The sequence below is a fragment of the Bradyrhizobium sp. SEMIA genome (assembly GCF_014844175.1).
Classification (GTDB): domain Bacteria; phylum Pseudomonadota; class Alphaproteobacteria; order Rhizobiales; family Xanthobacteraceae; genus Bradyrhizobium; species Bradyrhizobium arachidis.
In genome coordinates this window covers 6,347,892-6,374,104 of record NZ_CP046601.1, presented here as the reverse complement: position 1 = coordinate 6,374,104, position 26,213 = coordinate 6,347,892, and the positions used below count along the sequence as shown (strand labels likewise).

Below are 26,213 nucleotides of genomic sequence, written 5' to 3'. Positions count from 1 at the left end.
ATCTGTCGCAAGCCGTCCTAGCATCACTCAGCTGGCGCGGCCCGCTGAAAAACGTTGTCGCAGTTCTGACAGTGTTAGGATTCGTTCGTCGGGGAGCGGCCTAGAGGCGCGCATTACCGGGACTAAGCCCCTGTGATGGCAAGCCGATCCCAAAGGACGGGCGATGGTACGACACTTGCTGTGCTCTCCGCAGCTGTCGCAGCTTTTGGGAGCAACACCGTGCACAACGTCGTTTGCATCAAACAGGTTCCGGACTCGGCGCAGATCCGCGTGCACCCCGTGACCAATACAATCATGCGTCAGGGAGTGCCGACCATCATTAACCCATATGACCTCTTCGCCCTCGAGGCCGCGCTGGAGCTGCGCGATCGGTTCGGCGGCGAAATTACGGTGCTTACAATGGGACCGCCATCGGCGGAAGATTCTTTGCGAAAGGCGCTCACTTACGGCGCCGATCGCGCCGTCCTGCTCACCGATCGCTGCTTTGCGGGCTCCGACACCCTGGCCACGACGTATGCACTTGCAACTGCCATCCGAAAAATTGGTAAGGAATATGGCCCGACAAACCTCATCTTCACGGGGAAGCAGACCATCGACGGCGATACCGCGCAGGTTGGGCCCGGCATCGCAAAGCGGCTGGGCGTATTGCAGCTAACCTACGTTGCGAAAGTCAGATCTTTAGATCTCGCCGCTCATACAATTGAAGCAGAACGACGCTCCGAAGGTGGTGTCCAGGTGCTGCACACGAGGCTGCCCTGTCTCATCACCATGCTGGAGGCAACGAATCAGATTCGGCGAGGCGCGATGGCGGATGCCTTGCGCGCCGCGCGCGCCAAAATCGTGAAATGGAGCGCAAACGATGCCGGTATTGAGGACGTCTCCAAATGCGGCCTCAAGGGATCGCCGACTGTCGTCAAGCGAGTGTTCGCTCCCTCTGCGCGGGCTGAGAAGGCAGCGCTGGTCGAGGCCGGCGAGCAACCGGCGCAGGCGTTGATAGACGCGATTTTCAAGCGTCAGCCGAAGCTCGAAGCCGATCTTGCTGCGCTTGCCCGTGCCGCTTGATCTGGAGCGAAACGGTCAAAGATGTACCAACACCATGAGGCACTCGCGTGGGCGCGCAAGATCTAGCTAGGTATTTCGGCTCGCGACCTGCGCGTTCTGGTCCACGGCGTTCTTCAATTTCCAAGGGCATCGGGGACCGCGTGTTCCCTAGACCGCGTCATGGCCTCGATCAATGCCCGGAGTTTGTCGCGATTGTCAGGCGCATCGACAAAGGGCTGCGAATGCGTCCAGATCCCACTATATGGTCGTGTTCGATGGCGTTGAGGCAACTGCTTAGCGCGTAGTTGTCGCGAGCGAAGATGGATCACGTCAGCGGACGGGATCACCATGCTAGCGCCCGCTCCCCAAAGCGCTTGTCGCGCTGTTCAAGGCGCGAAGCCGACTTTTGTGGCACTTTGGGCCAATCTCCGCGATTCAGTATCCCTAACTCATTGGCCCGTTGTGAGTGGCGGCCGGCTCTTCGCCGCCTGGTGTCCGTCAGCCGTGCAAGCGCTGTCGGGTTCAATTCACTTGCGACGTCGGTCGCGATTTTGTCAATGTACTCAAAAATCTTTGGAGCGAGTGCACGAGTTGGCACGGTGATTGCTGTAAGCGTGCAAGAAGACATTGTGCTGGCACTCGCGAACGTGAAACATAGCGTCGGTCTCTTTGAGAATCTCGTGGCGGCCAGCAGCGAGCCAGGTAGATGCGGATAATCCTTGCAATGCTGTACGAAGCTCATAGCGGTTCGATCGACTGGCAGGAGCAGCAACAGCGAGGGCCTGCGCGGCGTAATATCTCACCATGACGCTGAAAGCGTATGATGGCCGGCCCGGAAATTCGCGGCATCGAACGTTTCGCGGACCTGAATCCGTCTTGATCGCCGCCGCTCAGTTGATCTACGTGCTCCGTTCGATGCGGGTGAGCAGCACTGAACATGCCGCTGTCTGCTGCCGCGAAGGCGCAACCAAAAATGTCGCCTGGATGGTGAACGCGAAGACAAGCCCATCGAAACCAACGAACTCGCGGTGGCCAATAGCTAGCGCGATGCTCCGTCAAAGACCGTTCTCTCCTCATCACCAGGAGTCACATGACATCTCAAGCGTCTCGATTGACACCCGATCAGTCTCCGCAAATATGCTGCAAGTATTTGACTGAGCAAGCACGAGCCCTGTTCGGCCCGCACCCGTTCGCTGCGGAGATGTCCGAGGACCAGGCCGCTCGCCTCCTGCCTGACTATCTTGCGATGTCACAGGCGTTCCCGTACCTGCAGGCGGGGTCGCAACGGGATCTCATTTTCGATGCAATGAATCACAATCGAGATATTGCGAGGGAAATCGAACTGACCAGCGTGGTTGGAAATTTCATCTGTTGGGATGAGACGGGCGGTTATGGCCAAATTCTCCAGGGAGGCAAGGCGGCGCTACCCGACATTCTGGTGACTGAGAACTTCCACTCCAACCTGCTTAGAAAGGATGCGTCGCAACTACTCGGCAGAGCAATACGGCCCAACTACAGCGCCACGACCAAGCGGTACCTGCATTCTCTCTATGCCGGATTGTCATCGAAAGATCCCTTAGTGCGTTGCGCCTACATGGTCGCTTTTGAGCTACATGCCGCGGACATGATCGAGTCGCTATGGACCACTCTGGTCAAAACCTTTAAGGCGCGGCCTGACGATCTTGAGTACTTCCGCAGCCACGTCGGCGGAGAAGATCCTGCGGAGAAGTACCACGGAGAAATGACAGGCCGGCTGATTGGCGAACTTATCCCGGCTGATAGGAATAACCGCTTTTTGGATGAATTCGATCGAGCCTATTGGCTCAGCCTACAGTGGTGCCGCGATCTGCGCCGAATTGTCTCACTGAAGGGAGATGATCACTCGGAGGTCGAGCACCATGGCCGTTGTCATTGTGGTTCTGTCAAGTTCTACGTCAAAGCACCGCGAGAGCTCTCTGCAGTTCGATGCAACTGTTCAATCTGCGAAATGTCTGGATTTCTGCACTTGCTCGTACCCGGCAATAAGATTCGCATTGAGTGCGGCGAAGAATTCCTCACGACGTATCAGTTCAATAAGAACATCGCTCGGCACACGTTTTGCCGGGTTTGTGGCGTAAAGCCATTCTATAGGCCGCGCTCAAACCCCGACGGAGTCAGCGTAAATATTCGATGCCTTGATAAAGGGACGATCGAACGCATAACAGTGAGCGAGTTCGATGGCGAGCATTGGGACCAAGCCTTCCGCTCGCTGCACCAGGACCTTCAGTCCTGCGTCGAAGATAAAACCCTGGAGTGAACTCGAATGGCACGCGCAATGAATCATAAATCTCGTCTTCTTTCAGAAGAAGCTTTGACAAAATACCGCATAGAACTGCTGGTAAAGGGGACGGTCGTGATCGGCCCCCAGATATTGTTCACCCAAGATGACTTGTCCAAGATCGATCAGCTGCAGGCTGAGATTTCCGAAGAAGAAGTGAGGCAGGGAGATGCCGGCGACTCGCACAATGTTTTCGTCAAGCGCGTGAGGGTAGACCCGCCCGGCCGCGCTCCTAGCGACGTGGGCGGTGCAGCTCCACGGCAGATCATGGAACTACTTGAAAGGAAAGACCGCAGCTTCGCGGTAAGAAAGATCTTGGGGGCCACGTCGGATCACGTGATTCGCAGATGCCAAATGCATCGGATGCCTCCTGGTTCGTTTGTTGGCATTCATCTGGATTCTGCGAGCGATCCGGATTTCGAGTACGCGGTCATCGTGCAGCTGGCGAGGGACTTCGAGGGCGGGGAGTTCGTGGTATATCCAAGCGGGTACGAACACCAGGTATTCCGACCGCCATTTGGCGCGGTGCTTGTCACCACATGTAAGCTCCGGCACGAGGTGAAGCCTGTGCTGTCCGGCGAGCGCCGATCGCTGGTCTACTTCTGTTCAAAACGTAGCGGCGCGAACCGCCGGATCATCGAAAGTTCTACCGCTGGCACATGAGGTGGGGTGGCTGAGAAGGGGTGAGCTCTCAGGAGAGGGTAGTAGCTTGGCATCTTGCTCAGACTGGTTCTGGCAAAAGCTGCCGGGGCGATGAGCATGTGGAAGAAGAGTTGCTTTGGAACGAACCGGATCTCGCCGCCCGGACCCGATTCGTTCAACCTGCGCAAGCCCAGCTGCCGCGCTTGATCCCGAGCCACCGCGACCGCGTACAAGCCTCCAGCAGGTCGTCAATGATCAGGATGGTACGATGCCGCCAATTTCCGGTTCGTGCCTGTGAACGATGCGGGCGTTACTGATGGCGGCGCCCACTGGTCGCTTCTGTTGGTTGAGGCGCGTGCCTACCGCCCCGGTTGCCTATCACTATGACTCCGCCCAGTCTTCCAACAGTACCGTTTGCAGAACAGCTCGCAGCACGTCTTAGCTTCCGCCTGCAACCGGCCCGCTGGCCCGGCAGCAGAACGGCCTGGATAGGGTACCCAGGTGGTAGACGCGACGCCAGCGCTGATTGGACGATTGGCGCAGGGCGAGCGGCCAGTCCATGAGCGGCTGCACCTCGAGCACCTCATCGCGATCGGCACTTCAGTAGCGACTTAAGGGTGGTCCCGATTGGGGCTGCTAGACGAGGCAAACATTCACGTCCCGTCGTCAGGTATCTCGCGCGATCGAAAGCAGGGACAAGTTCAGATCATGAGCGGTCGAAGATATGGTCGCTGGGATCTCAATCAAACCATTCGCAGTAAGTGATACTGCAGATCGCGGGCCGCTGCCCTATCGCGCGCAATCACAAGGCACTCCACGGTGCCAGCCTCTGGGTCGGCAGCAAGCGGGATCACGCCCTCCTTGCGTGTGCGGTCGAACAGAAATCCTTCCTTGACCAAACGATCATGCGCTATTTGTAGGGATCCTGATCGAACATTTCTTACGGATAAAAGAACGTTGCAACCGGAATAGTCGAAACCCAGCAGCCGGACGGCAATGGTGTGTAACACCGAGCCGCCACCCCAACGGCCGTTCGCTTCGTTAAACAGCAGCCGTCCGTCATCCGCGAAAATGGCGTCAATGTTGAGCATTCCGCGATATCCCAGGTTTCGCGCAAGCGCCACAAATCGGTAGGCATGCGCCTGGGCAGTCAACCATTGTTCGTTCCTCAGGTCGCTTGGTAGCTCAAGTCCTGTCCAGATCAGAGCTCTTTCGGATCGGTCGGCGCTTTTACGCAGACGTATGTTTCCACTACTCATGAAAACGATTGAACCATCATCCTCGATTTCATACTCGAGATAGAACAAAGACGTCGCCAGGTGGTACGACTCCACGACCAGCGTCTTACATGACGCCGTTGTCATCTCGGACCAAAGCGCATCAGGATCAAACGACGTCCATGGAATTCGCCGGGTATCTCTTGCCCCAGGTAGTGGATCGCTTTCATTGCCGGTCAGGATGACATTTCCGACTCCGCCGGCTCCATTGTCCAGCTTTACAATGACGCTGCCGGTTGCGGTTCTAAGTGAAGTGACCGCTCTGAATAACTCGTTTGAGTCTGTCGTGATAGATCCATTCGGCAGTGGAAGTGCGACGCTTGTCGCCAATTGACGGAAGTGGCTCTTGCGGTTCAACAGATCAGGCCCCCGCTGCAGAGCGAAGTCGTTGCCTGTCTGCGGTATGCCCAGCATGTCCGCCAGGCGTGCGACGCCTTCAGTAGAGTAGCAGGGATTCAATCGCCAGGTTGATTTCTGACGAATATGTCTGTTGATTCGCTCAACAACAGTCTTGGACAGGAGTGTGCAATCATCAAGCACCGACGATTGGCTGCCGCCTTGAGGTACAAGCAGACAGAGACTCGATGCGTCGAAATTGAGCGTCGCGCCAATGAAGGATAGCAGATCCGCGGGGATGACCACAGGAGAGACTATCAGGTCACCCTCATGAGCGAACCACGCTGAACGGTATGCCGAATTGGCGGCCAGCGAAAGTTGAGCTGGTGTCAGATCGGAGCCCGACATTTGAGCCGTACCGGCATTCATGATCAGGATCCGCGGCATCCGCGACCTCCGGGCATTTGGGCGTGATCAGACAGGAATCGTGATGCCAACAATGGTGAACCTGCTGCGCCGCGTTGAGCACTGAGCGAAGCTTGATTTGGCGCCGTCCTGCTCCGAGAGAGGCGAGGTCGGTGAGCGCGAGCGATATGGTCAGTCTGTCGGCCGAGGCCGACGTAGCTGAGAGGCTGCCCTTCGAAATGGATCGCAGTTTCGCGGGGAGTATACGCAGCTTTTCGGTCGGTGAGGCTGCGGAGAGTCAACTCGATATTCAAGCGCCTCACGCCCGCATAGTACGCTTGCAGCGAGTGGCTTCCGCCGCAACCCGGAATTGCTTGGCGAGTCTCCGATGACATGATTCGGGGCCTTTATACAGGCTATGATCAGACGGCCTTGGAGGGATGATGGTTCTCATGGGTTGCGAACAATGAATATTGCTTGAGGGATCTCGGCCGATTGATCACTCTCTCTGTTCTGCTGGGCGACGGTCGTGTGCATCTGTCCGTAGTGATAAAGACACCACGAAGACAGTTTCTTGCCGCGTCTTTGATATACAGGCTCGCCGCACATATAGGCCTCTCTGGCATCTCCATCTTTGAAGCCGATGATGCAGCGGCATTGGCCTTCAATATGGTCGATCAACAGGACCTTCTTGAGGCCGTCGGGCTCTTTCAACTTGCTGCTCCATAATGCCAAGCAATATTTTGCGATGCCCCGCGGGCCAAGCGGAGCGACAATTGCAGCTCAGGCTCCTTGAAAACCTGCGCAGGCCAGCCATCTGTCGCACCTTTGCGCGATCGCCATGCCTTGCCACCACGAGAATGCAGTGACAGAGCGGAAAGCCAGTTCGGCGAACTGATTTTGGCGCGGTGTCGCGCCAGAGGAGGGGCTTTGTTCAGCTTCGGCCGGCAGCGTCCCCGACTTAGGGGGGCGGATGGAGGTCTACGTCGCTCAACTCTGACCTCGTCGGTTCTCTGGTGCCCCGGGCCAGAACAGCCACGTGGTCTCGCTTTCGGAATGGCGGGCCTTTCAAAGCTACGTTCGAGCCATAGCGCCGCAATTAGGACTGGCTGCAGAACGCTTCCGACCGCCCCGCCACGGGCGATCATGATTGACCGTGGGAACGATGATCTGACCAGCTGAGACATTCGCAATCCTTCACGATCTCGGCAGCAGACCGAGACAGGTGCCCACCTCAAGACCGTACGACTTAACGTTACGTCCGATTCAAGCCCTTTTATGCACGGTGTGAGCGTGGCCAAGCTCTTAAATCGGCTCGCCGGCCGGTCTGGTGTCGCACGCATTCAGCGTGCGATTTGCGTCAAGAAAGTTCGTTTGCCTTTGAGATGAGGGCCGCTGCCGATAAGCCAATTCTCGGAAACGTTCGCCCTTTCGCGACCAAGGGCTCGCGCCCTTTGCAGCCGATTGCCCGCCTGACCTCCGCTGCCGTCATTGGATAGCTCGGTCACTTCTATGATTTTGCAATGCCAAATCCGGCATCTGACCGATAGTTTTCGATGAGTGCCGTGAGGGTGGGCGAGGAACGGTCCTGCGAATGTGCCGGCGGCCGTCATCAAACGCACGTCGCGGTCACTGATTTCGCTTGGCGTCAGGATTATCGCAGCGTCTGATACAGGCGGTACAGCAAACGCGCGCGAGGTTCAATCGACGAGATGTAGAGTTGCTCATGATGCGTATGCGCGCCCATGCCGTCAACGCCAAGGCCATCAAGAGTCGCGGTATGCGGCGCGGTGAAATTGCTGTCGGAGCCGCCGCCGCTGAACGCGTCGAGCAGCTCGAAGCCAAGTTCGGCGGCAAGCGTTTTGGCGTGTGCGTAAAGTGCGGCGCCGGCGCTGGTCTTCTCATATGGCGGACGGTTCAATTCGCCTGATACCTTCACGCTGACGCCGTCGGAGCGCGAGGTGATGCCGAGAATCTTCGGCACCAGCTCGTCGGCATGTGCCATGGTGGGGACGCGCACGTCGACTTGCGCATAGGCCAGTTCCGCGACGACGTTGGGCCTGGTGCCGCCGCGGACGACGCCGACATTGACGGTGATACCGCGCGTGAGATCGTTCATCGCCTCCAGCGTCTGGATCACATGGGCGAGTTCCCGGATCGCGCTGCGGCCGTCCTCGGGCCGCGTACCTGCATGCGCCGGAGCGCCCTTGATGAATACGTCAAAGCGCGCAACGCCCTTGCGTCCCGTGATGACCTTGCCCCCGTCGCGAGCGGGTTCGGTTACCAGTACGTATTTGGCCTTGCGGCCCTCGGCCTCGATTAGCGCGCGCGAGGTTGGGCTGCCGATCTCTTCGTCCGAAACGTAGAGGTGCGTGATGCCGAGCGGCGGGCGTGCATCATCGGCGCAGATTTGCCGGAAGGCGTGATAGGCGAGGTAGGCACCGCCTTTCATGTCGTAGATGCCAGGGCCGAACGCACGGTCGCCCTCGATCTTGAATGGTAGCCGTTCGATGGACCCCATCGGATGAACTGTGTCGAGATGGCTTAACACCAGAATGCCCGGTACGCCCTGCCCCCAAGAAGAGCGGCTGACCAAATGATCGCCGCAGCCGTCACGCCCCACAACGCGCTCGACACTGGCCGGCAGGTCGCGATAACCTGCTGCGACGACATCAGCGAGTTTGTTGATCTGATCCGGCCGCTCCGTCGGAGATTCAATCAGGACCCAGCGGCGAATGCCCTCGAGAATCTGGGCGATTTCGAACCCGTTGCTGGACAGAGTTGTCTGACGCCTTTGAATTCGATTTGTCATCGCATCTGCATGACCATAATGCCCCTATGTCCTCACGTCAGAATCGAGCCGGAAGATCTAGAGAAGCGCCAACCATTGTGACCCGGGGCGTGCCTATGAACCCGATCCTGCTGCGGCAACGATGCTTACTCGCCTGTCGCTCACAACTGATCTACCAAAGCTGGTAGTTTTCGAGAGGATTATGCAGTTGTCCTGACCAGGTACCCGCATGCGTCGTGGCGCGGCAGGTCGCAGACCGGCACAAGCATAGCTCGACCGGCGAAGCGCCCGAAATCGCCGGAGCTGATGAGACCTTTCAATACGAGCCTAATCTGTGGAACCAGTCGCAGCCCAGGCAATCGTTGGATCGCGGTCGTGGAAGCGACTAGGGAGTGAGGCCATCGACCATTCTGCTGTCCCGACGGGGTCTGCGCAAAACCGCACTCAGTCTAGCAGTAAAGTACGAAGTGCGCCCCGGAAGTTGATCAATGGATTTCCATCGCTTTGTCGGGTGGCGATAATTCGTCCGATAAAGACGGTGTGTGTGCCAAGCAACTTGTGGTCATACAAAACGCATTCGAGCGCGCAAAATGCGTTGGGCAATAGCGGTACATCGAGGGTGCCCTGATCCCAGGCCCCGGTGTCGAAGCGGTGAACGCCTTTCGCCCCCTCCCGACCACCAAAACGCAGCGCAAGGTCCTCCTGGTCACTGCGGAGAACACTGACCCCAAAGCTGCTGTTGGCAAGGATCTCATCATGTGCCTCGGAGCGGGCATTGATGCCAACGACCAGGCACGGCGGCTCCATGCAGATGGACGTCACAGAGCTCACCGTCAGTCCACGTCGTCCGGCTGCCGTCCCGGTCGTCACGATAGCGACACCGCTCGCCAGGCTTTGCATGGCATGGCGGAACTCTGCCGGTTGGATAGATGGCATATCCCGGATCGCAGGAGGGAACTGGTGGCTCATGATTAGCCTCTGCAGTTGAACCCCACTTCTAGCGTCTCCACACCCAGAGACGACTTTGATCCCCATGGGGCTTGTAATGGGGGAGCCGGTGTCGAAATTGCGTGACGAGTAGGCTCAGATGGAGACCGGGTATGACTTCGATGTCTTCTGGATTAGCTGACAGTCACAGCCGGACGGACGTGCAATATCTCGGCGGGTTATGCCGGATGGCGATCGCAGCGACAGAACTAGGAATTGCCGTCGCCTCTGTTTCGACAGTGCGTCCATTAAACAGCAAACCGCGCTGAGCAGCCCGGCGAGGCGCCATTGCACAGGGAATCGTGGTCGCGATCCAAACAGCTGGGCTGGAATCTGGCTCGGCCCCGTGGGGAGGGGATGATGCCGATTGCGGTAACAGCGCGCCTGCCAGAGTTTCTCAGCATGTAGACGGCATCGGCGCGCGCCTAATGTACTTTTAGGAGAACACGTGTTTTTGCCGCGACAAGATGCTCATCGAGCGTCGCGTGCAGCGCACACCGCAACTCCGGTGGGATTGAGCTATCCGTATCGATCAATTCCCGAAACTTCCGTATGATGTGTTCTATCGCAGCAATAGATCCTAGTGTTTCAATCCTCTGCCGGGACATCATCATCTCCTTAGGCGCGCAGCGCGTTTCATCGCGGGTCCTCACCTCGGCAATGTGGTCTGCAACAGGCTCTCATCGCTAAGGAGGCTAGCTCTCGCGCCCGGGCTCGGCGCGAATTGCTTTCGTCAGGGCGAGCGCAGGCAACGCAGGCTCCTTGAAATCCCGCAGAAGTGATGCATTCGTGGCTCCAATATTGTCGCGCTCGTGAACAGCAGACCTGGTCGCAATACTGGAACATCGGCCAGCTCGGCTGTCAGGCGTTCGAAACCGCGATCAGGCGCTTCAGTCGAGCGGCTGCGGCGCCGCGATCAAGTGATTCTTGTCCAAGTGCTACGCCTTCCTGCAGGGTCGAGGCCCGCCCAGCCACGATCAACGCCGCTGCCGCGTTCAAAAGTGCGGCGTCGCGAAATGGACCTGGTACGCCATCAAGCACATTTTGCAGCGCAACGGCATTAGTCTCAGCATCGCTGCTTTCCAGCGCGTCGTTGCGGCGGCGGGGGAGCCCGGCTTGTTCCGGCGTCACTTCGAAGGTGCGGACTATACCCGCCTCAAGCGCAGCAACAAACGTTGGGCCGGAGAGGGTTATTTCGTCGAGCCCGTCCGAGCCATGAACAACCCATACCGACTCGGCACCAAGGTTCTTCAAGACGTACGCCAGAGGCTGCACCCATTGGGCAGACAATACCCCAACGATCTGTCGCTTGACCCCGGCCGGATTGCACAGAGCCTCGATCAGATCAAAAATCGTATGGGTTCCAACTGCGGCCCGGATCTGCCCGATGCGCTGCATCGCCGGATAATGGGCTGACGCAAACACGAAGCCGATGTTGGCTTCCTGCACGCAACGTGCGATCGCGTCAGGCTTGAGATCAACCTTCACACCGAGGCGCTCCAACACGACTGGGGCGCTTGAACCCGACGACGCAGCGCGGTTGGCATGCTTGACCACAGGAATGCCGGCCCCGGCGACGATGAAGGAAGCACACGTCGACACCTTGACCGAATGCGTAGGGGTCTTGCTCGTGCCAGCGAGGCCGACGGGGTCGCATGTCGCCTCGACCCGCGGCGTTCTATTCCGCATCGCCAAGGCGGCGCCAGTGACTTCTTCGACCGTTTCGCCCCGGACCCGCATCCCCATCAACAAGGCGCCGATTTGCGAGGGAGTCGCGTAACCCGACATCATGCTGTCGAAGGCTGACGCAGTTTCCTCACGCGTCAGAGTGGCGCCTGTGGCAACTTTGCCCATGATCGATCTAAGCACTTCCATCGAACTTTACACGTTCCTGTCCAAACCTCGAGCTCTCCCGCAAGACATCGTTGAAGAGACCCGGCACCGATTGCCTTGATGCAGTGGCCCGTCCCACGTGGCATGGCCTCATTTACGCTTGAGGCGGCAGGCGGTTGAGTGTGGGCATGCTTGGTGAGGCTACAACCTGACGCTACGTGAGGGTCAAGCTCTCCATTTCGGTGGTGCCGTCGAGAGGAGATCGTCGGTCAGCTAGAACACTGCCGTTGCTTGTCGCAGGACTGATGACGCGGTTTTTTGGCGGCAATGGCCTTTTGCCGCGGTGTCCCGGCCGGATCACCTCATCCTTCTTATAGCCTGCCGTCGCCGCGGTGGCGAACCGTTGAAGCGGCTTCATCTACCTGCTTCCAGGCTATCCGTGATGGGGAGGTCGAGCCCGATCTCAGCTGGCTCTACACAATAACCCCACCTGGTTGCAAATGAAGGTGGCCGTTCATAGTGCGATGGACCCGTCCCGTTGATCCGCTTGCGTGAGGGCCGGTCATGTTCGGTTCTGCCTTACAGCAGAATACGCCCTGCTGTGGCGCGTCGAGGCGATCGGTTTTCAGAGCAGCCTCTGCTGTGGCAAGATGATTTTGGAGAACATCGAATGGCGTGATGTGCCTGCCTTGCATGATGCCGCTGTCGATCCATACGCCATGCGGATCGAGACGAAGTACTTTGCTTGGTCGGGACGTATACGCGTATCGGAGCCGCCGCGCACGGCCTGAGCGCGATTGCATGCCCAGTTGAAACAATGTCGGACTGCGAAAGTGCAGGTCCTGGATGAACTTCTGCAAACGGGCAGCACCGAACATTCGCGCTTGAAGAGGGGCCCCGCATCAACCTCATGGTAGGATTGCAGAGCCAATTTCAAGTTTGTGCAGCGTTTTGATAACGTGCGTCACACCCCTATTGGCAATCAGAACGTATCGAAGGGTAACTTCTGCATTCGCCTATCTCGACACGCGCGACTGACCATAGTGTTGGTCAATTGTAGGCGGCCATGCTCGTCACCTGACCGCGGGTGACCATCCTGCAGGTCACCCTGGGATCACTTCCCCGGATAGGCGAATGAACAGGCCGCCACATTCACTTCGAGTCGCTGCTTTTCTTGCTAGTGTCTCGCACGGAGATAACGTAGCGACATCGCTGACTGAGGCTCGCTTGCTTGGATCTGAGGCAGGCAGTGATAGCGGTGCGATCTGGTATGTGGCTGCTACAAAGGCGGAACACGTCCTCCATGCAAGCCTCTTTCTCTTCTGCGGTCGGCGTTTCATCGCGCGCGTTGACCGGCCTTGGGATTACAGCTGTCATTGCGGCGACAAGAGCAATGGCGCAGCGGGAGATTGTGAGGCGCGAAGCCAACTGACTTCGTTGATTTTGAGTCATGATATCCATTCAAGTCCGGTTGGGTGCGTTATTGATCTTCCTGCGCGAAGCGCAACGTGACCTATCAGCCAGGAAACAGGCCGGAACTGCTTAAGGAAGGTGCCGGCATGCTCGTTCTTCCGCTTTTGCGTTCGTGCGGTGCTGGTCATCCGTCCGGCACGACAGAAACCACACCTGCTGTAGTGGCGGAGCACCACGAAGAGTGGAAGTACTGGCGGCTGAGCTGGCCCAGCAAGTAATCATTCGGGAGCATCCAGTGGTTCGGTGCATGCCTGGATGTCGCGATGCACCGTTTGGGCCTGACATGTGCTTAGGTACTCTGGCTCAGCCTACCACCAACTGACCAATGACGTCGTAGCCGGCGCGACGACGGGATGAAGGGCATGGCCCTATCGCGAGGCAGGGAGAGCAGGCAAAAACCGCAGGTGCGCCCAAGCCACTGTTCATGATGCATTCGATCGTTCAGGGCGAACCATGATGACGCGCGCCGGGACTATGTTTGCTGTGGTCGCGCCTGTGTTCCGCGTTATGTGAAGACGTCGGGTGAGGTATCTGGGATGGAGTCTCCGTCTGGCGTTGCGCTGACGTTGGCGTGATCGGAGCGCCCGCCGTGTAGAGCTCGAAACGCGCGATTTCGTCCAGTCGCGATAGGAGCAGCTCCGACGCAGCGCGGACAAGGATGCACCCTGAGGATCTTAGCGTCCTGATCGAGTCGCGCCAGGTGAGTTTGGATATCTGAAACATTCGTGATTCGCTTGACGTGTCTGGAACGGCCTGAATTGTCGGAGGTGGTTCCCACTTGTCTAGGATCGTACAATCTAACGCTACGTGCGATTCAAGTCCCTTCGTGCGTCTAATCGTCTGAGGATGTCGAGGCTGTGCATTCTTCGTGCGAGCCTCGGCTGCAACGCGCACTGTGGCTTCAGAATAGCGGCTGTGCGTGGCGACTGCCCTTCAGCACCCGAGGCTTCGAGCGCCGCTGCTACGTGATTATACGGAGCGCCGGTGTCGCATTTCTTTGATCTGCGAATTGCATGCTCTCGGCATGAATGCGAAAAGTAAACTCTACCAAACCGAGCACTGGCGAGGCCGTGCGGAAGCAACGCGAAAGAAAGCGGAAGCGCTCGCTGACGGGAGAGCCAAAGACAGGCTGCTCAAAATTGCGGTGGAATACGACAAACTAGCTCGGCGCGCCCACATGTGGCAGATGCACAAAGACGAGGACGATACGTGACGCGACGCGAGGAAGAGCTGTAAAGTGTTGATCGCTATCCGACCCAATGGTCACGCAGATGTCGCACAGCAAGCAAGTCAGTGCGTGGAAGTGACGTTGAGGGGCACCGTAGGGCGGGGCATCCTGACGGTCCTGTCCCGCGCTCCAGATAGCGAAATATAAGGCGGAGCGATCCGCCTGCCCAGCGCTCCTTCAGTCCTACTTCCTTAGTCAGCTTCTCGAAAGCAAATACTCATAAGAAAAAGCGCAGCCTAGACCTCAATTTGCAGTCTATGCGTCGCAGTAACGCGGAAGCCCGGAGCCAATCCGCGCCAGACCGTTCAGCTGTTACAGGTCAGTGTGTGGAACTTCGTTGCGGCTGCAATGGCATATCAGTTTCGGCAATTCGAGCTATCTGCGTCATTGATGGTGCGTGGGTATACGGAGCGGCCGCGGCATGCGCGAGGCGTGGCAAAGCCCCTACCTGCTCTGCCATCCGCCAGCTTATTCAGAAGAACGCTGCGATGATCCAGTAGAGCCCGGCCCAAAGCAGCACATTTATGAGGAGTGCGGCCAGCGGCCAAGGGTTCCACCTCCTTTGCGCCGACCGGGAGCGACAATCGGCGCGGTAATGCCTGATCGGTGGGTGCTTTGGTGCGCGCCAATGCGTCATTTCATCAGACGTCGCGCTGGTCCGCTGAGAAATGCCGGACTTTGCATGCCTCGTACCACTCATAATCTCGCAGTCCTCTTGCAAGGAGAGTATCGGAATGTTTGTCTGTTGCGCGGCGAGCCTCCGTCCGATGGTATGCTCGCGTATCATCGGTACAGTTGCCGTCGCTTTCCGTCACCGCAGCAATCTACATGCCACAACGCAGAAGTATCCGCACCGCTTTGATGCCAGCAAAAGCGCGTATGTCGGGCGTTGGCGACATAGAGCCGCTGCCAGAGGTCGGATTCGCGACGTCCATGTCTGAAAGACAACACCCGCATTAGCTGCAAAAGGCTGAGCGTATCGCGAGCGCCATACCCTGAGCAATGAGTTCGAACTCGCATCGTAGTGCCGCGTGAAGATCGGCCGACGATGATTGAGATCGACTAATCATTGTTCCTGACCATTAGCTTACGAGGAGAGGCCGAGATGGCAGGCGATCCGCTCGATTGTCGTCGGTTCGACGTCAGTTCATACCAGGCGTCCGCGGCTCTGGGGGCAGGCCGATTCGCGCACCCTCGTTCTATCGTGCCGGGCGCTTTGCCACTGTTCAGACTCGAGGAGAAAGCCATGAATGATCAGGTACGATCTCGCCAAGCAGTAATATCGTCGGTTCAGCTGGAGCCATCACTGGCTTTGCGAGACATCATGGAATCTGGATGTCAAGGCCCACTATAGAGAGAATGCCATGATGACGACCAATTCATTGAAGAGAGGGGGCCGCCAGTCTCTTGCGCTCAAGCGCCATGACATGAATGCGTACTACCGCTTGCTTGAAGCGCGGGAGAGCGATGGCAGACATAAGTGTTGCTCATGCGCGCTGTATTCGGCGATGTGCGACCAATACTGGCCGGCATCCATGAGTAAGATGCTTCGCATGAAAGGGGCTCGATGACGGAGTTGTACTATGAGCCGGGAAGGTGCGGTCGGCGGACCGATTCGCCATCGCCCAGATCGTGCTACCGCCCGCACTCACGTAATCGGTGGCTCCTGAGAGCGTTCCGCCCACGATGCGATCGTTAGAAGACTATAGCAGGAGAACGAGTGATGATGGACATCTGCGGCTTTCTCAGATGGTGCTCTCAAGAGCGGTACCGTAACGATTTGCGAGACAACGTAAGCCGCGTCGGTTTCAAGGCCCTTCGAAAGGCAAAGGAGCGGGCGTGCGAGCGCAGTTGATTGAGAAGCTGGAGGCCGGCCGCGTGCAACACGGCCGGTTCGCTACGGTTCCGGGGTCAGGCCCTTGCGGCGTGTTCCTTGTGCAGGGGCCTTGCGGGTGTGAACTAAAGATAAGTGGATTTGTTCGTCCTGGTTGGGAGCATGTTGCGGTCTCGACGCCGCGGCGCTGTCCGAATTGGGAAGAGATGTGCTTTGTAAAAGACCTGTTCTGGGATGAAGAGGAATGCGTCATGCAACTGCATCCGCCATATTCGCAGTATGTGAATAACAGCCGATATTGCCTTCACCTGTGGAGACCCACTCATCGGGACATCCCGATGCCGCCGCCGAGCTTTGTAGGCATCGTTGGACTAGGGCCCTCGGAGGCAGCAATGTTGTTCGCGCGGATGAGCGCGGCACCATGATGAGCTGATTAGGAATATCCAAGCGCAAGGTGACGCCGAGCGGCTGCAGAAGACCGATTCGGCGCCGCCGAACCGAGGCGCCAAGAGCGTGTATATGTTAGGATCAATTGACCGTAGCCGTGCGCGGGGGGCAGCCGATTAGCTACTATCGACCGGGAGAAGCTAACAGTGCACTGATCCCCGGAGCCGTGCTGAACGCGGATCGGCGGCAACAACAGCATTTCGCCAGGCCGACGATCATCCTCACAAGGCATCACTGGGCGATCCGACGGCGCGAATTGCGCACTCTTGGGAGCGAAGTGTGTGCCGACCGGCGGCGTCGCGATGGTTGTGAGATCGAGGCCGAGGCGACGGTCGCATTCAGTGACGAAGGCGCTCTCGCCCCATCACCCTGACCGCATCCGGAATTGCAGAAGGTCGCGCCTGCCGTCGATGTGCGACAGTCATCAGCTCGCCGGCCACAATCCCACATTTGGCGCGGGGCTCGTGAGCAGCGTCGGTCGAGACACTAATTAGGCGCGGGGCGGCAGCTTCGCTAATTTATCTGGTTGTCAGCTCGTCGTCAGCTTGCCGCACGATCATTCGCAAGCAGAGCGTAAGCAGCCCGCTCGCTCTGAGGAAACGTACGCTGAAGAAGCAGGCGAACCGGCATGTATAATCGAGTTAGTGACCGATCCACACGCCCTAATCAAGCTGACGAACCGAGTGGGTCGGCGGACAGCTACGAATTTGCTCAAGCATTGACGGATCTCGCTCAACGGGAGAGCCCGCCATGCGGGGAATTGTCTGACAAAATGGGCCTCTGCTGCAGCAAGCCACAGACCTCAAATGCAATCATTTACAGTCCAAGCACCTCGGAGCCTAGCACATCCTCTCTGTCCTCCAGCTCAAATCCATCGTCTCCAGCGAGGCCTATTCGTCCTCTGTTCGAATACAGGACTGCGGAATTGTCCGGTGCCAATGTCAACGGAATCTGCGTTGGATTGGCAGCGGAGTGGCTCCTCAATCTCCCGAGTAGCCCGTCATCCCGGATGACGGCACTGCGCCCGGGGACTCAAAATCACAGCTCAGCGGCAATGCGGCAGCAGCGGTATGAAGACCTCAAGCGTCTGTTGCGAAGGAATAGGCGGAAGGTTCCCACAACCTTCAAGCAAAAAGTACGATGTTACGCGAAGCCGGCCTAGAGCCGTTCGCCCAAGAGACGCGATATAGGTTTGGTACATCTTCGCGCATTGAGCAGATCGTGAATGAGGTCGCCGACGATGGGTCGATCTACTTGGTCAGCTTGCGGTTCGCCGCAGGTGGCGCCCACACAATCGTAACGTCGACATCGAATGGAATAACGACCCTCTTTGATCCCAATTATGGGGAATTTACTGTTCGCTCAGATCAGATGGGTGAGTTGTTCAAAAGTCTCGCCGACCGCTACAGGAACCCGAACCAACATGATATATCGACTGTCGTCACACTAAGGATGACGTGAGTGTTTGGGACGTTGTAAAGATACTTGGCCGAGGCCCGCGAGCGGATCCTTTCGCGATCGATGCCGGACATCCGCAACGCGTCCAGCAGTGCAATCACGGGAGGGAACACGGATTGTGGCGCCCTCAACGCGCGCCCGACGTGAAGCAGAGCTCAGGGCGCCCCTTCGAATGTTGGAGCGCCATGCTCGGCGGAAGCTCTCTGGAAGTAATGCAGCGAGGGGAAAATGCTCAGAGAGAGAGAGAGAGGCTGGCCGGTCACTCAGATTGATGAGCTCGTGCCCTGGCGCGTCAAAGCCTAGATGGGCTGCGCTTGCACTCAGGCAGGACGGTGGTCCGTTAGACTTTCCTGAAAGTTGGCTAAGCTCCTTGTGCGGGTTTCGACGCCTTTAGCCCTTGCGCTCAGGGCTAAGGGCGGGCATCACGCATCCAACACAATCGGCAGAGTTGTATTTTCGTCTGCTTTGGAATCTTTGCCAGCCGCTTCTCCACTGACCTCCCCAGGCAAGCAGCTGCTGTCGACGACAATGCGTGCCGTCGCACCAGCGCACGACCGAGTCGACGCTCGCCACGAGCTCGGCAACAATCCGTGCTTGTCCTCGTCTTCCGCTTTTGCTGTGGTCCGGATCTGCTTGAAGATCTCAACGCCAGAACCGAAAGTGATAACACTATGCACTATGTTCGTTCCAAGCCTAACGGCAAACGTTTTGGCGAGCCGACTACAAGGTCCTTCAACAATTTTCGAATTTACGGCCTGCAGCCCCTCTCTGCTGAGCTGGCTGTTGGTTTGATCTGGAAGATCCGATGACTTACATATGATCCCAGTGTCACACCGGAAGCAGCGCGGGCGCGACTCGGCGCTGGTCAGGACGGTGAATCAGACGCTGTCGCTGCCACGCCCGCACTGGTTGAAGTTAGCAGAAACGTGACTCGGCGCCTGAAAGCCCCACGCATACACGGGGCAAGCGCTGTCCCTACCACGCGCCGCTAACTTCCATGTCACTGTAGAAGGACTAGCTTTCCGAAAGCTGACGAACCCGACGCCTTTCACAAAACGAAAGCGGCCGGTGTGGGGCGGTGCCATCCTGGCTCGAAGTCACCCATCTGTCCAGCGGACGTCCGCCCCAAGGGTATGGTCAAGCATAGACATAAGCCGATGTCTTCAAAGAGGTCGTGAAACTCGCATATGCCATGTGCCGCGAGAAGGTGTCAGCAGAAGCCCATCGATATTTGCAAGGCGCGGCTCCGCGACATCATTCACGAAAGACGATCCTTTACCTCCGCGACTTCGACGACACCCGGGCAACGTCCGATCAAGCTCGAAAGTGATCGGAAACCAGTCCAACGGGCGGCCTTTCACTGTTACCCGATACCCTCGGTCGCGTCCTCCGGAAGTTGTCGGCGGTGTGTCGGACCATGTCGAATAGCTCGATGTCACAGGTGACCCCGTCTTTTCCCGATCACGTACATATGCGGCCCGTGCGGCCCATAGATTTTATCGCCGCTTAAGTGGCGGACAATGATGCCGGTGTCTTCGCATTGTCCGGAAGCTGGAAGGCGCGTCAGCGCATCACGCGGGCCAAGATAACCGTGAAGCGCCAATCAAAACGGGATCCGATCTGCGCTTACTGTTCACGACTCATCGTTTGTCGATCTTGTGGCCAGAATCGCACGGTAGTCTCTCCTGAATCAGCTGCCGCGAGTCCGAGCAAGCCGCTCGCGAAGCGTGCCCTCCAGAGCGGAAGCCCCGCGACGATTGAGAGCTGCAGGGCAGTTTCCCTTTCGCCGATGTGGCGATGCATTGCTTCACGAGCGACGGCCTCCTCAGCTTCTGGAAAGCCTATCCATAATACGATCAGCTCAATTGATTGTTTGGACGTGAGGCTAGCGTGGGCTCGTACAATTTCGATCCATCCAATGTAACAGCTTCGCCCCAGGTACGGCATGCGGTCTCGGAAGAGCCCCAGGGCGGGCATGCCGGGCACGAGGGCTCTGAGCAGCACTTGGCAGGCGACAGGTCCTGACCATCGTCAGCATGATGGCGGCACGGTCGGCCCCCGCCGGCTACCGGCGAAGGTCCAGTTGCGCTCCCAGGCGATGCCTCTCAATGCGCGCTCAGCGCAATTGTTAAAGGGCATGATGTTTTCAGCGCTCAAACCCGGTGGAGAGGACTGGTCGTCCGGATTGGTCCGTCGAAGCCGGGATAGGGGCGCTGGAGCACGAAACGGTGGCAGGCCGCCATGACCATGAGCTGCGAGCTCGCTTTGTTACTTTGCCGCCCCCTACGACTTGCCCGGCTGCACTGCGAGCGCGGATCCGTAGATGTCGTGCAAGCCACTGGCTCCTGAAACAAGGAGAACCAAGCATGCAAATCGTCGGCATGGACATCCACCGATCGTTCGCCCAGGTGGCGATCCTGGAGGACGGAACAATAATCCGACAGCTCCGCGTAGATCTCGTCCACGATCGGCCTGTCGCCTTTGCCAAGACACTCAGCCTCGAAGATGAGGTGGTCATCGAGGTGACGGGCAACAGCGCGGCTGCCGAACGTATTCTGCGCCCGCACGTTAAGCGCGTCGCGGTCGCCAATCCGAGGCTCGTTCGGGCGATTGCCTATGCGCGAGTCAAAACGGACAAGGTCGATGCTGGGACCCTGGCAAAGTTGCATGCTGCCGGCTCTTGCCGGAGGTCTGGGTTGCTGACGAGGACACCTACAGCCGCCGGCGCCAGATGGCCGAGCGCGCCGGCGTCTTGGCGCAGATCATCGGGATTGAAGGACGCATGAAGGCTATCCTGCATGCCAACCTCATCCCGCCCTACAAAGGCTATCTCTTCGGCAAGCGCGGACAGCATTGGCTGGACAGTCTGCCTCTGCCATCGGAGGAGCGTGCAATGCTCTGGCGTCTGATCGTGGAACTCGAACGCGTGACGAAGCAACTGTCGGAGATCGACAAAGTCGTGCCCAGCAGGCTCTGGACGATCCACGGGCTCTCAAGCTGATGACGATCCCCGGCGTGAGTTCGGTTGTCGCATCGAGTGTACTGGCCTCCATCGGCGACCTCGCACGCTTCCCGTCGCCGGATCAGCTCAGCAGCTATTTCGGGTTGACTCCGCGGGTTCGGCAGTCAGGCGAGCACCCGGCGTGGCATGGCCGGATCTCGAAGCAGCGCAACCGTGACGCCCGCAAGATGCTGGTTGAGGCGGCGTGGTCAGCCAAGACGGCGCCGGGTGCGTTGCGAGCATTCTTCAACCGAACGCAGAAAAAGCACGGGGTCGGGGGTCGCAGCCGTCGCGACGGCGCGCAAGCTCGCAGTCATGATCTGGCACGTCCTGACGACCGGGAAGGACTACGCTTAGCGCGGCCAGCGTTCACGGCGATGAAACTCGCTGAAGGCTGGGGCTCCCCGTGCCTACGGCAAGGCTGGCCCGGGCCGGGAACTATTGGATCAAGGAAATCCGCGAACGGCAAGCTGGTTACGTCGCACGCGTCGAGCAGGCCTACGAACGCATGGTGGCTGCCTGGAAGGAAAAACCAAAAAAAGCTGCCACGAACTGAAGGTAAGGACTTCTCAACACCATCCGTGGCCAAGCAGATCCCGCCATCGTCGAGGAAGCGGGCGAAGTCGTCCCAGCGGATCATGTAGTTCATAAGCTTCAGGACCTCGGAGGAGGGCGAGAGGGTTTCGTGCCGCGCAACAACAAGGCATGCATGTACTCAAGAAGCGGCTTGCTCTTTTCGTTGTGCACAGCGGGACGCTCGTCGGCGTCCCGGCCGTTGATAGTGCGCTCGATCTCGACATCGATGTGTCTGACCGGAGCGAGATTAGGTTAGGCCCTCATAGCAGCCTGTCGGAATTCGACGTGGCAGTGCATCAGGGATGCTTCGCCTTTCCGCGGTTGCATCGTCCGCGCGCGGAACCAGCAGGTGGAAAGACGTCCGGCATCGGCCAGCTGTCAGACATACTGCACCAATCTAAGGTAATCGTCCGTGAGGACAGGTGAGCGAATCGAACAAGCCGCGTCTTCAAGGAAGGTGGTCAGAGTCCGACTAGCCAGATTGCGCACTTCGACAGATTGCCGGGCCGGCGCGCGAGTACGGAGAGTTGCAAGTTCGGAACTGACCAGGTGAGCCGCCGCTGCGGCGCAATCTGAGGCAGAGAAGCAGCCAGCAGACATGACAGCTTTTGCCAGCCCCAATGTGGTGAGCCAACCCGCATAGATCAGCACGGACCCATCTGTCTCATTGAGCCCAGAGAGCTCCTCAATTGCAGCAGCATGGACTGATGCCGCTCCAACTGACCGAAAGAGATCGGCTATTTCGTCACGCGTGGCTTTAGAGAGGAGGCAGCGGCCGAGATGTGATAGGAGCGCCTCAGTCGGACCTTCGAAGATGCGAAGGATGCGAGCGTCTCGATAGATTTTGGCTAAAGGCGCTCCTTCGTCGTAACCACGGCCACCTAACAGCTGGACGCATTGATCAGCGACAAGGCCGCACCACTCCGAGGACAAAACCTTCGTTGCCGACGCAAGGTGGACGTTTGGCGTGCCTTGCGCTGAAACAAGTTGGCATGATGCGGCCAGCATCGCCTTCACGACTTCCCGCCGCAGCACCATCTGTCCAAATAACTGCTCGATGTAGCTGTTCTCGATCATGCGCAGTTTACCGAGCCGGCGATGGCTTGCATAAGAGGCTGCGACCTGGATAGCGCGCTCAAGGGCTCCAAGACCCATAGCAGCCACACCGATACGGCCGCGGTTCATGCTAGATGAAGCCGCGCCCCAGCCGTCTTGATCGCGAGAGAGCACGTAAGAACGCGGCACCTCAACATCGTGGAACTCCAGGGTATTCTGAATGATGCCACGTAGACCCAGTGTGCGATGCTCGTGCGTGACCTTGAGGCCTGGAGCCTGCCTGTCAACGAGTACACCAACGAGCCGACCTTTCGCATCGGGTCCAGACGCGCGCGCAAAGCAAACGATCCAGCGAGCCCAGTCAGCGAGGCCGATCCAGATCTTGCGGCCAGAAATACGAACTTTATCTTCGCGCATCAGGGCCGAAGTCTCTATGTGCCTCGGGGCCGAGCCAGCTCCGGGCTCCGTCAAAGCGAAAGCGCAGAGATCGCCGCGTGTTGCACCCCAAATGATATGCTTTTGTTCCGGGATGTGCGGTGCCGCTTGGATGCAGGGCAAGGCCAGGAAGTTATGGATGACGAGGGTAGAGGCAGCGGAGACATCGAAGGATGCAGTGGCAGAGATGAGGTTGATGGCCTCCTCTAAGGGGAGAGCTAATCCGCCGTGCTCTCCTGGTGTGGTGAGCCCGAACAGTCCATGCCTTGCCAATATGCTGTGTAGGGTTGGAGGGAATGCTCGGCGGTCATCCGCGTCGGCGAAAGTTAGCTGACTCAGGTCAGCGATCAAATCGGAGTATAGTGCAGCTGCACGGCGTTCGGCCGTGCGTTCCTGCGCCGGGAATTGGGCGTAAACCTGAGTATACATGGCCATAAGGTTCACAATGAGCCCGGTCGCGCTTCATGCCAATTCATCCCCGCGGCTATCTCGGTTACACATTGGTATAGTGTGGATGTAAGTGCAGTATAAGCACGTTCCGCGGGACTTCGACCTATTGCAACCGCTGCGTGGGCTCTCATCAAGATAAGTCTTGTCGGACCTATCGGAGGCACACGCTCGTTTCAGTAACCTCCCATTCTTCTCAAGACTCGCTCTGCATTGTCGATTGGTGTCTTGTCCCAAAGCGAGCCGACCGAGGAGAGGTCTGTCATGCAACATTGGGCAGCATAGCGAGGCGAACGTGAAATATGGCATTCAAAACATGTCCTCTGTGGCTCTTGCGCGTGCAAAAGTCTTTCGCGACCAAAGCGGCTCACATGCGCAAAAGGAAAGAAGATGGTCTTGCGCCACGCACCTCCCTGTCTTGGTCATGATCGGCGCGATGCCGTTCACGAGTTGCGCCAGGCAGGCAACTCCTACCCGATCGGCGTGATTCAGAAGGGAAATGCAGGCGCCGCCGAAGGCGAGCGCGTCCTCCATTGTATAGATTTCCTCAAGGATGGGGGGCCACTAGCCAGCGGTCTACCGCCGGGGTAGCCTCGTTGCGCGTTCGATACCAGACGTTCCATCCGTCGAAGCTGAGCATAAGACGCTTTTTTTGGAGCGCCGCGTGGCCGCAGCCGCATCAGCTAGGACGACGACCTCATCAGTAAAGCAGTCCTCACGTCGGTGCTCGCGAGAAACGAGGCGATGTCCTGACTGTAATTCCCGAACTAAGTATGGATTGAAATTTAGTCGACGTAATCAAGCTGTGTTCGAGGACGGTTTCTTCCCATTGGCCAAAACTAGGTATGTTGCGCAACGATGAACCGCACCGTCTGCGCTCCGATGGCCGGGCTCGTAGATGCCACCATAGATGCATCGGCCCCGATGTTCGACGAAAGCACCAAACAGACGAGAGTTCGTGTAACCAATGGTGAAGTCGCGATCGATCAGAACTGTGGCTTTCCTGATGTTCTTCTCGGCTGGCCTGCGGCTGATGACAGTTACGACGTGGCCTGCTGCTCTGCGAAAGGAACGAATGAAAATGCGTGCCGACACGGGAGAGAACTCCATGAAGCCGATCTGCATCTATTGTGGCATTTGCGCAGTACGAGCCTTCGGCAGCGGCGTCGTGGAGATACCGGAAAGGGCCTACAAAGAAGTGGGATATCGACGATCCGCATCGAGCAGGGCAGCGAGTTGTCTCGCGCAATCTTGACTGAGGGCGACAGCGCGGCGTTATGCTTGGTTTGCCTGCCCGGCAAGCCAAACGATGATGCGTTCATCCAGGCTTTCAACGGCCGCTTCCGGGCGGAATCTCAGCGACGATCGGTGCCTCCGCCTTGCAGGCGCACAGAAAAGGAGGGAGATTTGGCGCAAACACCACAACAAAAAAGCCCCTAGAGAGCAATCGGCAACAAATCGCCAATTTTACGGCAAAACCACGTGGCCCAGCCAGCCCGCTAGGACGTTCAGAGTCGTTAGTATCCTCAAGAAAGTCATTCCCCGTGATCTGCCGGACCGTATGCGCAACAGCATCGATTACGCAACCTTCTGACACACAGCGGCTTGCTAGGGCTATGTTGCAAGCCCGCCGACGCAAAACCCTGGCATTCCCGCCAGGGTTTTGTATGGTCATTGATAATTTGGCAGAGTAGATCAGAAGTCCATACCGCCCATACCGGCGCCTGGAGGCATTGCTGGACCAGCCGCGGCCTTCTTCGGCAGCTCGGCAACCATCGCTTCCGTCGTGATCAGGAGAGCGGCCACCGAGGAGGCGTTCTGGACCGCGATGCGCACGACCTTGGTCGGGTCAATGATGCCCTTGGAGACAAGGTTGCTATACTCGCCTGTCTGCGCATCGAAGCCATAAGAGTACTGCTCGTTGTCCAGGACTTTGCCGACCACGATCGAACCGTCTTCACCGGCGTTGATTGCAATCTGGCGGGCCGGCCAGGACAGTGCCTTGCGCACGATCTCGACGCCGGTCTTCTGATCGTCGTTCTTGGTGCGCAGGCCCTTGAGCTGCTCGGAAGCGCGGAGCAGGGCGACGCCGCCGCCCGGGACGATGCCTTCTTCCACGGCTGCGCGGGTCGCATGCATTGCGTCATCAACGCGATCCTTGCGCTCCTTCACCTCGACCTCGGTCGCGCCTCCGACGCGGATCACCGCGACGCCGCCCGCGAGCTTGGCGAGACGCTCCTGGAGCTACACGCCCTTTATCCCGTCACTCATAACGGTCTGGTTGCAGGTTCGAGTCCTGCCAGGCCCACCACGCTTCGCCCTACGGGCTACGCGTGACGCAGCCGCGCGGAGAACGAGGGGCGGAGCGTGGTGTGCGGCGTAGCCTAGACGAAGTGAGAGCGAAGACGGATGAACTGCTGCGAAACGGGCGAAGGCGGGCTGTAAAATCAATTCCTTGGGCTCTTACCGAATTTTTCGGTGGACTGGCTGATTTTGTTGAAGCCAGACATGATCAAGATCACCACACTCCCCGTTGCGACACGCGACATTCGCGCGTGCATCCAGCGGCGGATGTGTGGCGCCGCGGCTACCTTCTCTTGCCTCTCTCACGCCTGGCTCTCTCATTTTG

Annotated in this window: 12 protein-coding genes and 4 pseudogenes; 6 read left to right on the top strand and 10 right to left on the bottom strand. The window is 58.2% G+C overall.

Annotation, left to right across the window (positions count from 1 at the left end; translation table 11 throughout):
• Nucleotides 1–219 precede the first annotated feature (219 nt).
• From FOM02_RS30865 to FOM02_RS30855, 3 genes are all read left to right on the top strand, one after another.
• A complete protein-coding gene (locus FOM02_RS30865) occupies nt 220–1,062 on the top strand; it encodes an electron transfer flavoprotein subunit beta/FixA family protein (protein WP_265440453.1) in 843 nt (280 codons plus the stop codon).
• Nucleotides 1,063–2,242: 1,180 nt separating this feature from the next.
• Nucleotides 2,243–3,337 (top strand): GFA family protein, encoded by a 1,095-nt coding sequence (locus FOM02_RS30860; protein WP_265440452.1) that lies wholly within the window; start codon nt 2,243–2,245, stop codon nt 3,335–3,337.
• Nucleotides 3,338–3,343: 6 nt separating this feature from the next.
• Nucleotides 3,344–4,021 carry a 2OG-Fe(II) oxygenase gene (locus FOM02_RS30855; RefSeq protein ID WP_265440451.1) on the top strand — a complete coding sequence of 226 codons (678 nt, stop codon included), beginning with the start codon at nt 3,344–3,346 and terminating at the stop codon, nt 4,019–4,021.
• A gap of 722 nt (nt 4,022–4,743) precedes the next feature.
• Here the strand turns inward: FOM02_RS30855 and FOM02_RS30850 are convergent.
• From FOM02_RS30850 to FOM02_RS30825, 6 genes are all read right to left on the bottom strand, one after another.
• Nucleotides 4,744–6,060, bottom strand: coding sequence for a peptide ligase PGM1-related protein (locus FOM02_RS30850; protein ID WP_265440450.1), 1,317 nt, complete (start codon nt 6,058–6,060; stop codon nt 4,744–4,746).
• A gap of 408 nt (nt 6,061–6,468) precedes the next feature.
• Nucleotides 6,469–6,732, bottom strand: a complete 264-nt coding sequence (locus FOM02_RS30845; RefSeq protein WP_265440449.1) for a hypothetical protein — start codon at nt 6,730–6,732, stop codon at nt 6,469–6,471.
• 940 nt (nt 6,733–7,672) lie between these two features.
• A complete protein-coding gene (locus tag FOM02_RS30840) occupies nt 7,673–8,830 on the bottom strand; it encodes a M20 family metallopeptidase (RefSeq protein ID WP_265440448.1) in 1,158 nt (385 codons plus the stop codon).
• A 423-nt stretch (nt 8,831–9,253) separates the two neighbouring features.
• Nucleotides 9,254–9,778, bottom strand: coding sequence for a flavin reductase family protein (locus tag FOM02_RS30835; RefSeq protein ID WP_265440447.1), 525 nt, complete (start codon nt 9,776–9,778; stop codon nt 9,254–9,256).
• Nucleotides 9,779–10,657: 879 nt separating this feature from the next.
• Nucleotides 10,658–11,671, bottom strand: a complete 1,014-nt coding sequence (gene trpD / locus FOM02_RS30830; protein ID WP_265440446.1) for an anthranilate phosphoribosyltransferase — start codon at nt 11,669–11,671, stop codon at nt 10,658–10,660.
• Nucleotides 11,672–11,843: 172 nt separating this feature from the next.
• Nucleotides 11,844–12,047 carry a hypothetical protein gene (locus FOM02_RS30825; protein ID WP_141263256.1) on the bottom strand — a complete coding sequence of 68 codons (204 nt, stop codon included), beginning with the start codon at nt 12,045–12,047 and terminating at the stop codon, nt 11,844–11,846.
• A 5,192-nt stretch (nt 12,048–17,239) separates the two neighbouring features.
• Between FOM02_RS30825 and FOM02_RS47275 the strand changes: the two are divergent.
• Nucleotides 17,240–18,072, top strand: a pseudogene (locus FOM02_RS47275) (YopT-type cysteine protease domain-containing protein).
• Between the two features lie 2,378 nt (nt 18,073–20,450).
• A pseudogene (locus FOM02_RS30815) lies at nt 20,451–21,626 on the top strand (IS110 family transposase).
• Here the strand turns inward: FOM02_RS30815 and FOM02_RS30810 are convergent.
• The 3 genes and pseudogenes from FOM02_RS30810 to FOM02_RS30800 all read right to left on the bottom strand — a co-directional run.
• Nucleotides 21,597–21,892 (bottom strand): annotated as a pseudogene (locus FOM02_RS30810) (IS66 family transposase); the annotation flags it as partial. The pseudogenes FOM02_RS30815 and FOM02_RS30810 overlap by 30 nt on opposite strands.
• A 132-nt stretch (nt 21,893–22,024) precedes the next feature.
• The gene (locus FOM02_RS30805; RefSeq protein ID WP_265440444.1) at nt 22,025–23,572 is read right to left on the bottom strand and encodes an acyl-CoA dehydrogenase family protein; all 1,548 of its coding nucleotides are present in this window, start codon (nt 23,570–23,572) and stop codon (nt 22,025–22,027) included.
• Nucleotides 23,573–23,893: 321 nt separating this feature from the next.
• A complete protein-coding gene (locus tag FOM02_RS30800) occupies nt 23,894–24,118 on the bottom strand; it encodes an alpha-L-arabinofuranosidase C-terminal domain-containing protein (protein ID WP_265440443.1) in 225 nt (74 codons plus the stop codon).
• Between the two features lie 324 nt (nt 24,119–24,442).
• Here FOM02_RS30800 and FOM02_RS30795 point away from each other — a divergent pair, with 324 nt between their 5' ends.
• The gene (locus FOM02_RS30795; protein WP_265440442.1) at nt 24,443–25,024 is read left to right on the top strand and encodes a hypothetical protein; all 582 of its coding nucleotides are present in this window, start codon (nt 24,443–24,445) and stop codon (nt 25,022–25,024) included.
• 255 nt (nt 25,025–25,279) lie between these two features.
• Here FOM02_RS30795 and FOM02_RS30790 read toward each other — a convergent pair.
• A pseudogene (locus tag FOM02_RS30790) lies at nt 25,280–25,828 on the bottom strand (TCP-1/cpn60 chaperonin family protein); the annotation flags it as partial.
• Nucleotides 25,829–26,213 lie beyond the last annotated feature (385 nt).

Coding starts and splice junctions, on each gene's coding strand:
- FOM02_RS30860 (WP_265440452.1), top strand. CDS start 2,243: ATGTCCGAGGACCAGGCCGCTCGCCTCCTGCCTGACTATCTTGCGATG.
- FOM02_RS30855 (WP_265440451.1), top strand. CDS start 3,344: ATGGCACGCGCAATGAATCATAAATCTCGTCTTCTTTCAGAAGAAGCT.
- FOM02_RS30850 (WP_265440450.1), bottom strand. CDS start 6,060: ATGCCGCGGATCCTGATCATGAATGCCGGTACGGCTCAAATGTCGGGC.
- FOM02_RS30840 (WP_265440448.1), bottom strand. CDS start 8,830: ATGACAAATCGAATTCAAAGGCGTCAGACAACTCTGTCCAGCAACGGG.
- FOM02_RS30835 (WP_265440447.1), bottom strand. CDS start 9,778: ATGAGCCACCAGTTCCCTCCTGCGATCCGGGATATGCCATCTATCCAA.
- trpD (WP_265440446.1), bottom strand. CDS start 11,671: ATGGAAGTGCTTAGATCGATCATGGGCAAAGTTGCCACAGGCGCCACT.
- FOM02_RS30825 (WP_141263256.1), bottom strand. CDS start 12,047: ATGAAGCCGCTTCAACGGTTCGCCACCGCGGCGACGGCAGGCTATAAG.
- FOM02_RS30805 (WP_265440444.1), bottom strand. CDS start 23,572: ATGGCCATGTATACTCAGGTTTACGCCCAATTCCCGGCGCAGGAACGC.
- FOM02_RS30800 (WP_265440443.1), bottom strand. CDS start 24,118: ATGGAGGACGCGCTCGCCTTCGGCGGCGCCTGCATTTCCCTTCTGAAT.
- FOM02_RS30795 (WP_265440442.1), top strand. CDS start 24,443: ATGAACCGCACCGTCTGCGCTCCGATGGCCGGGCTCGTAGATGCCACC.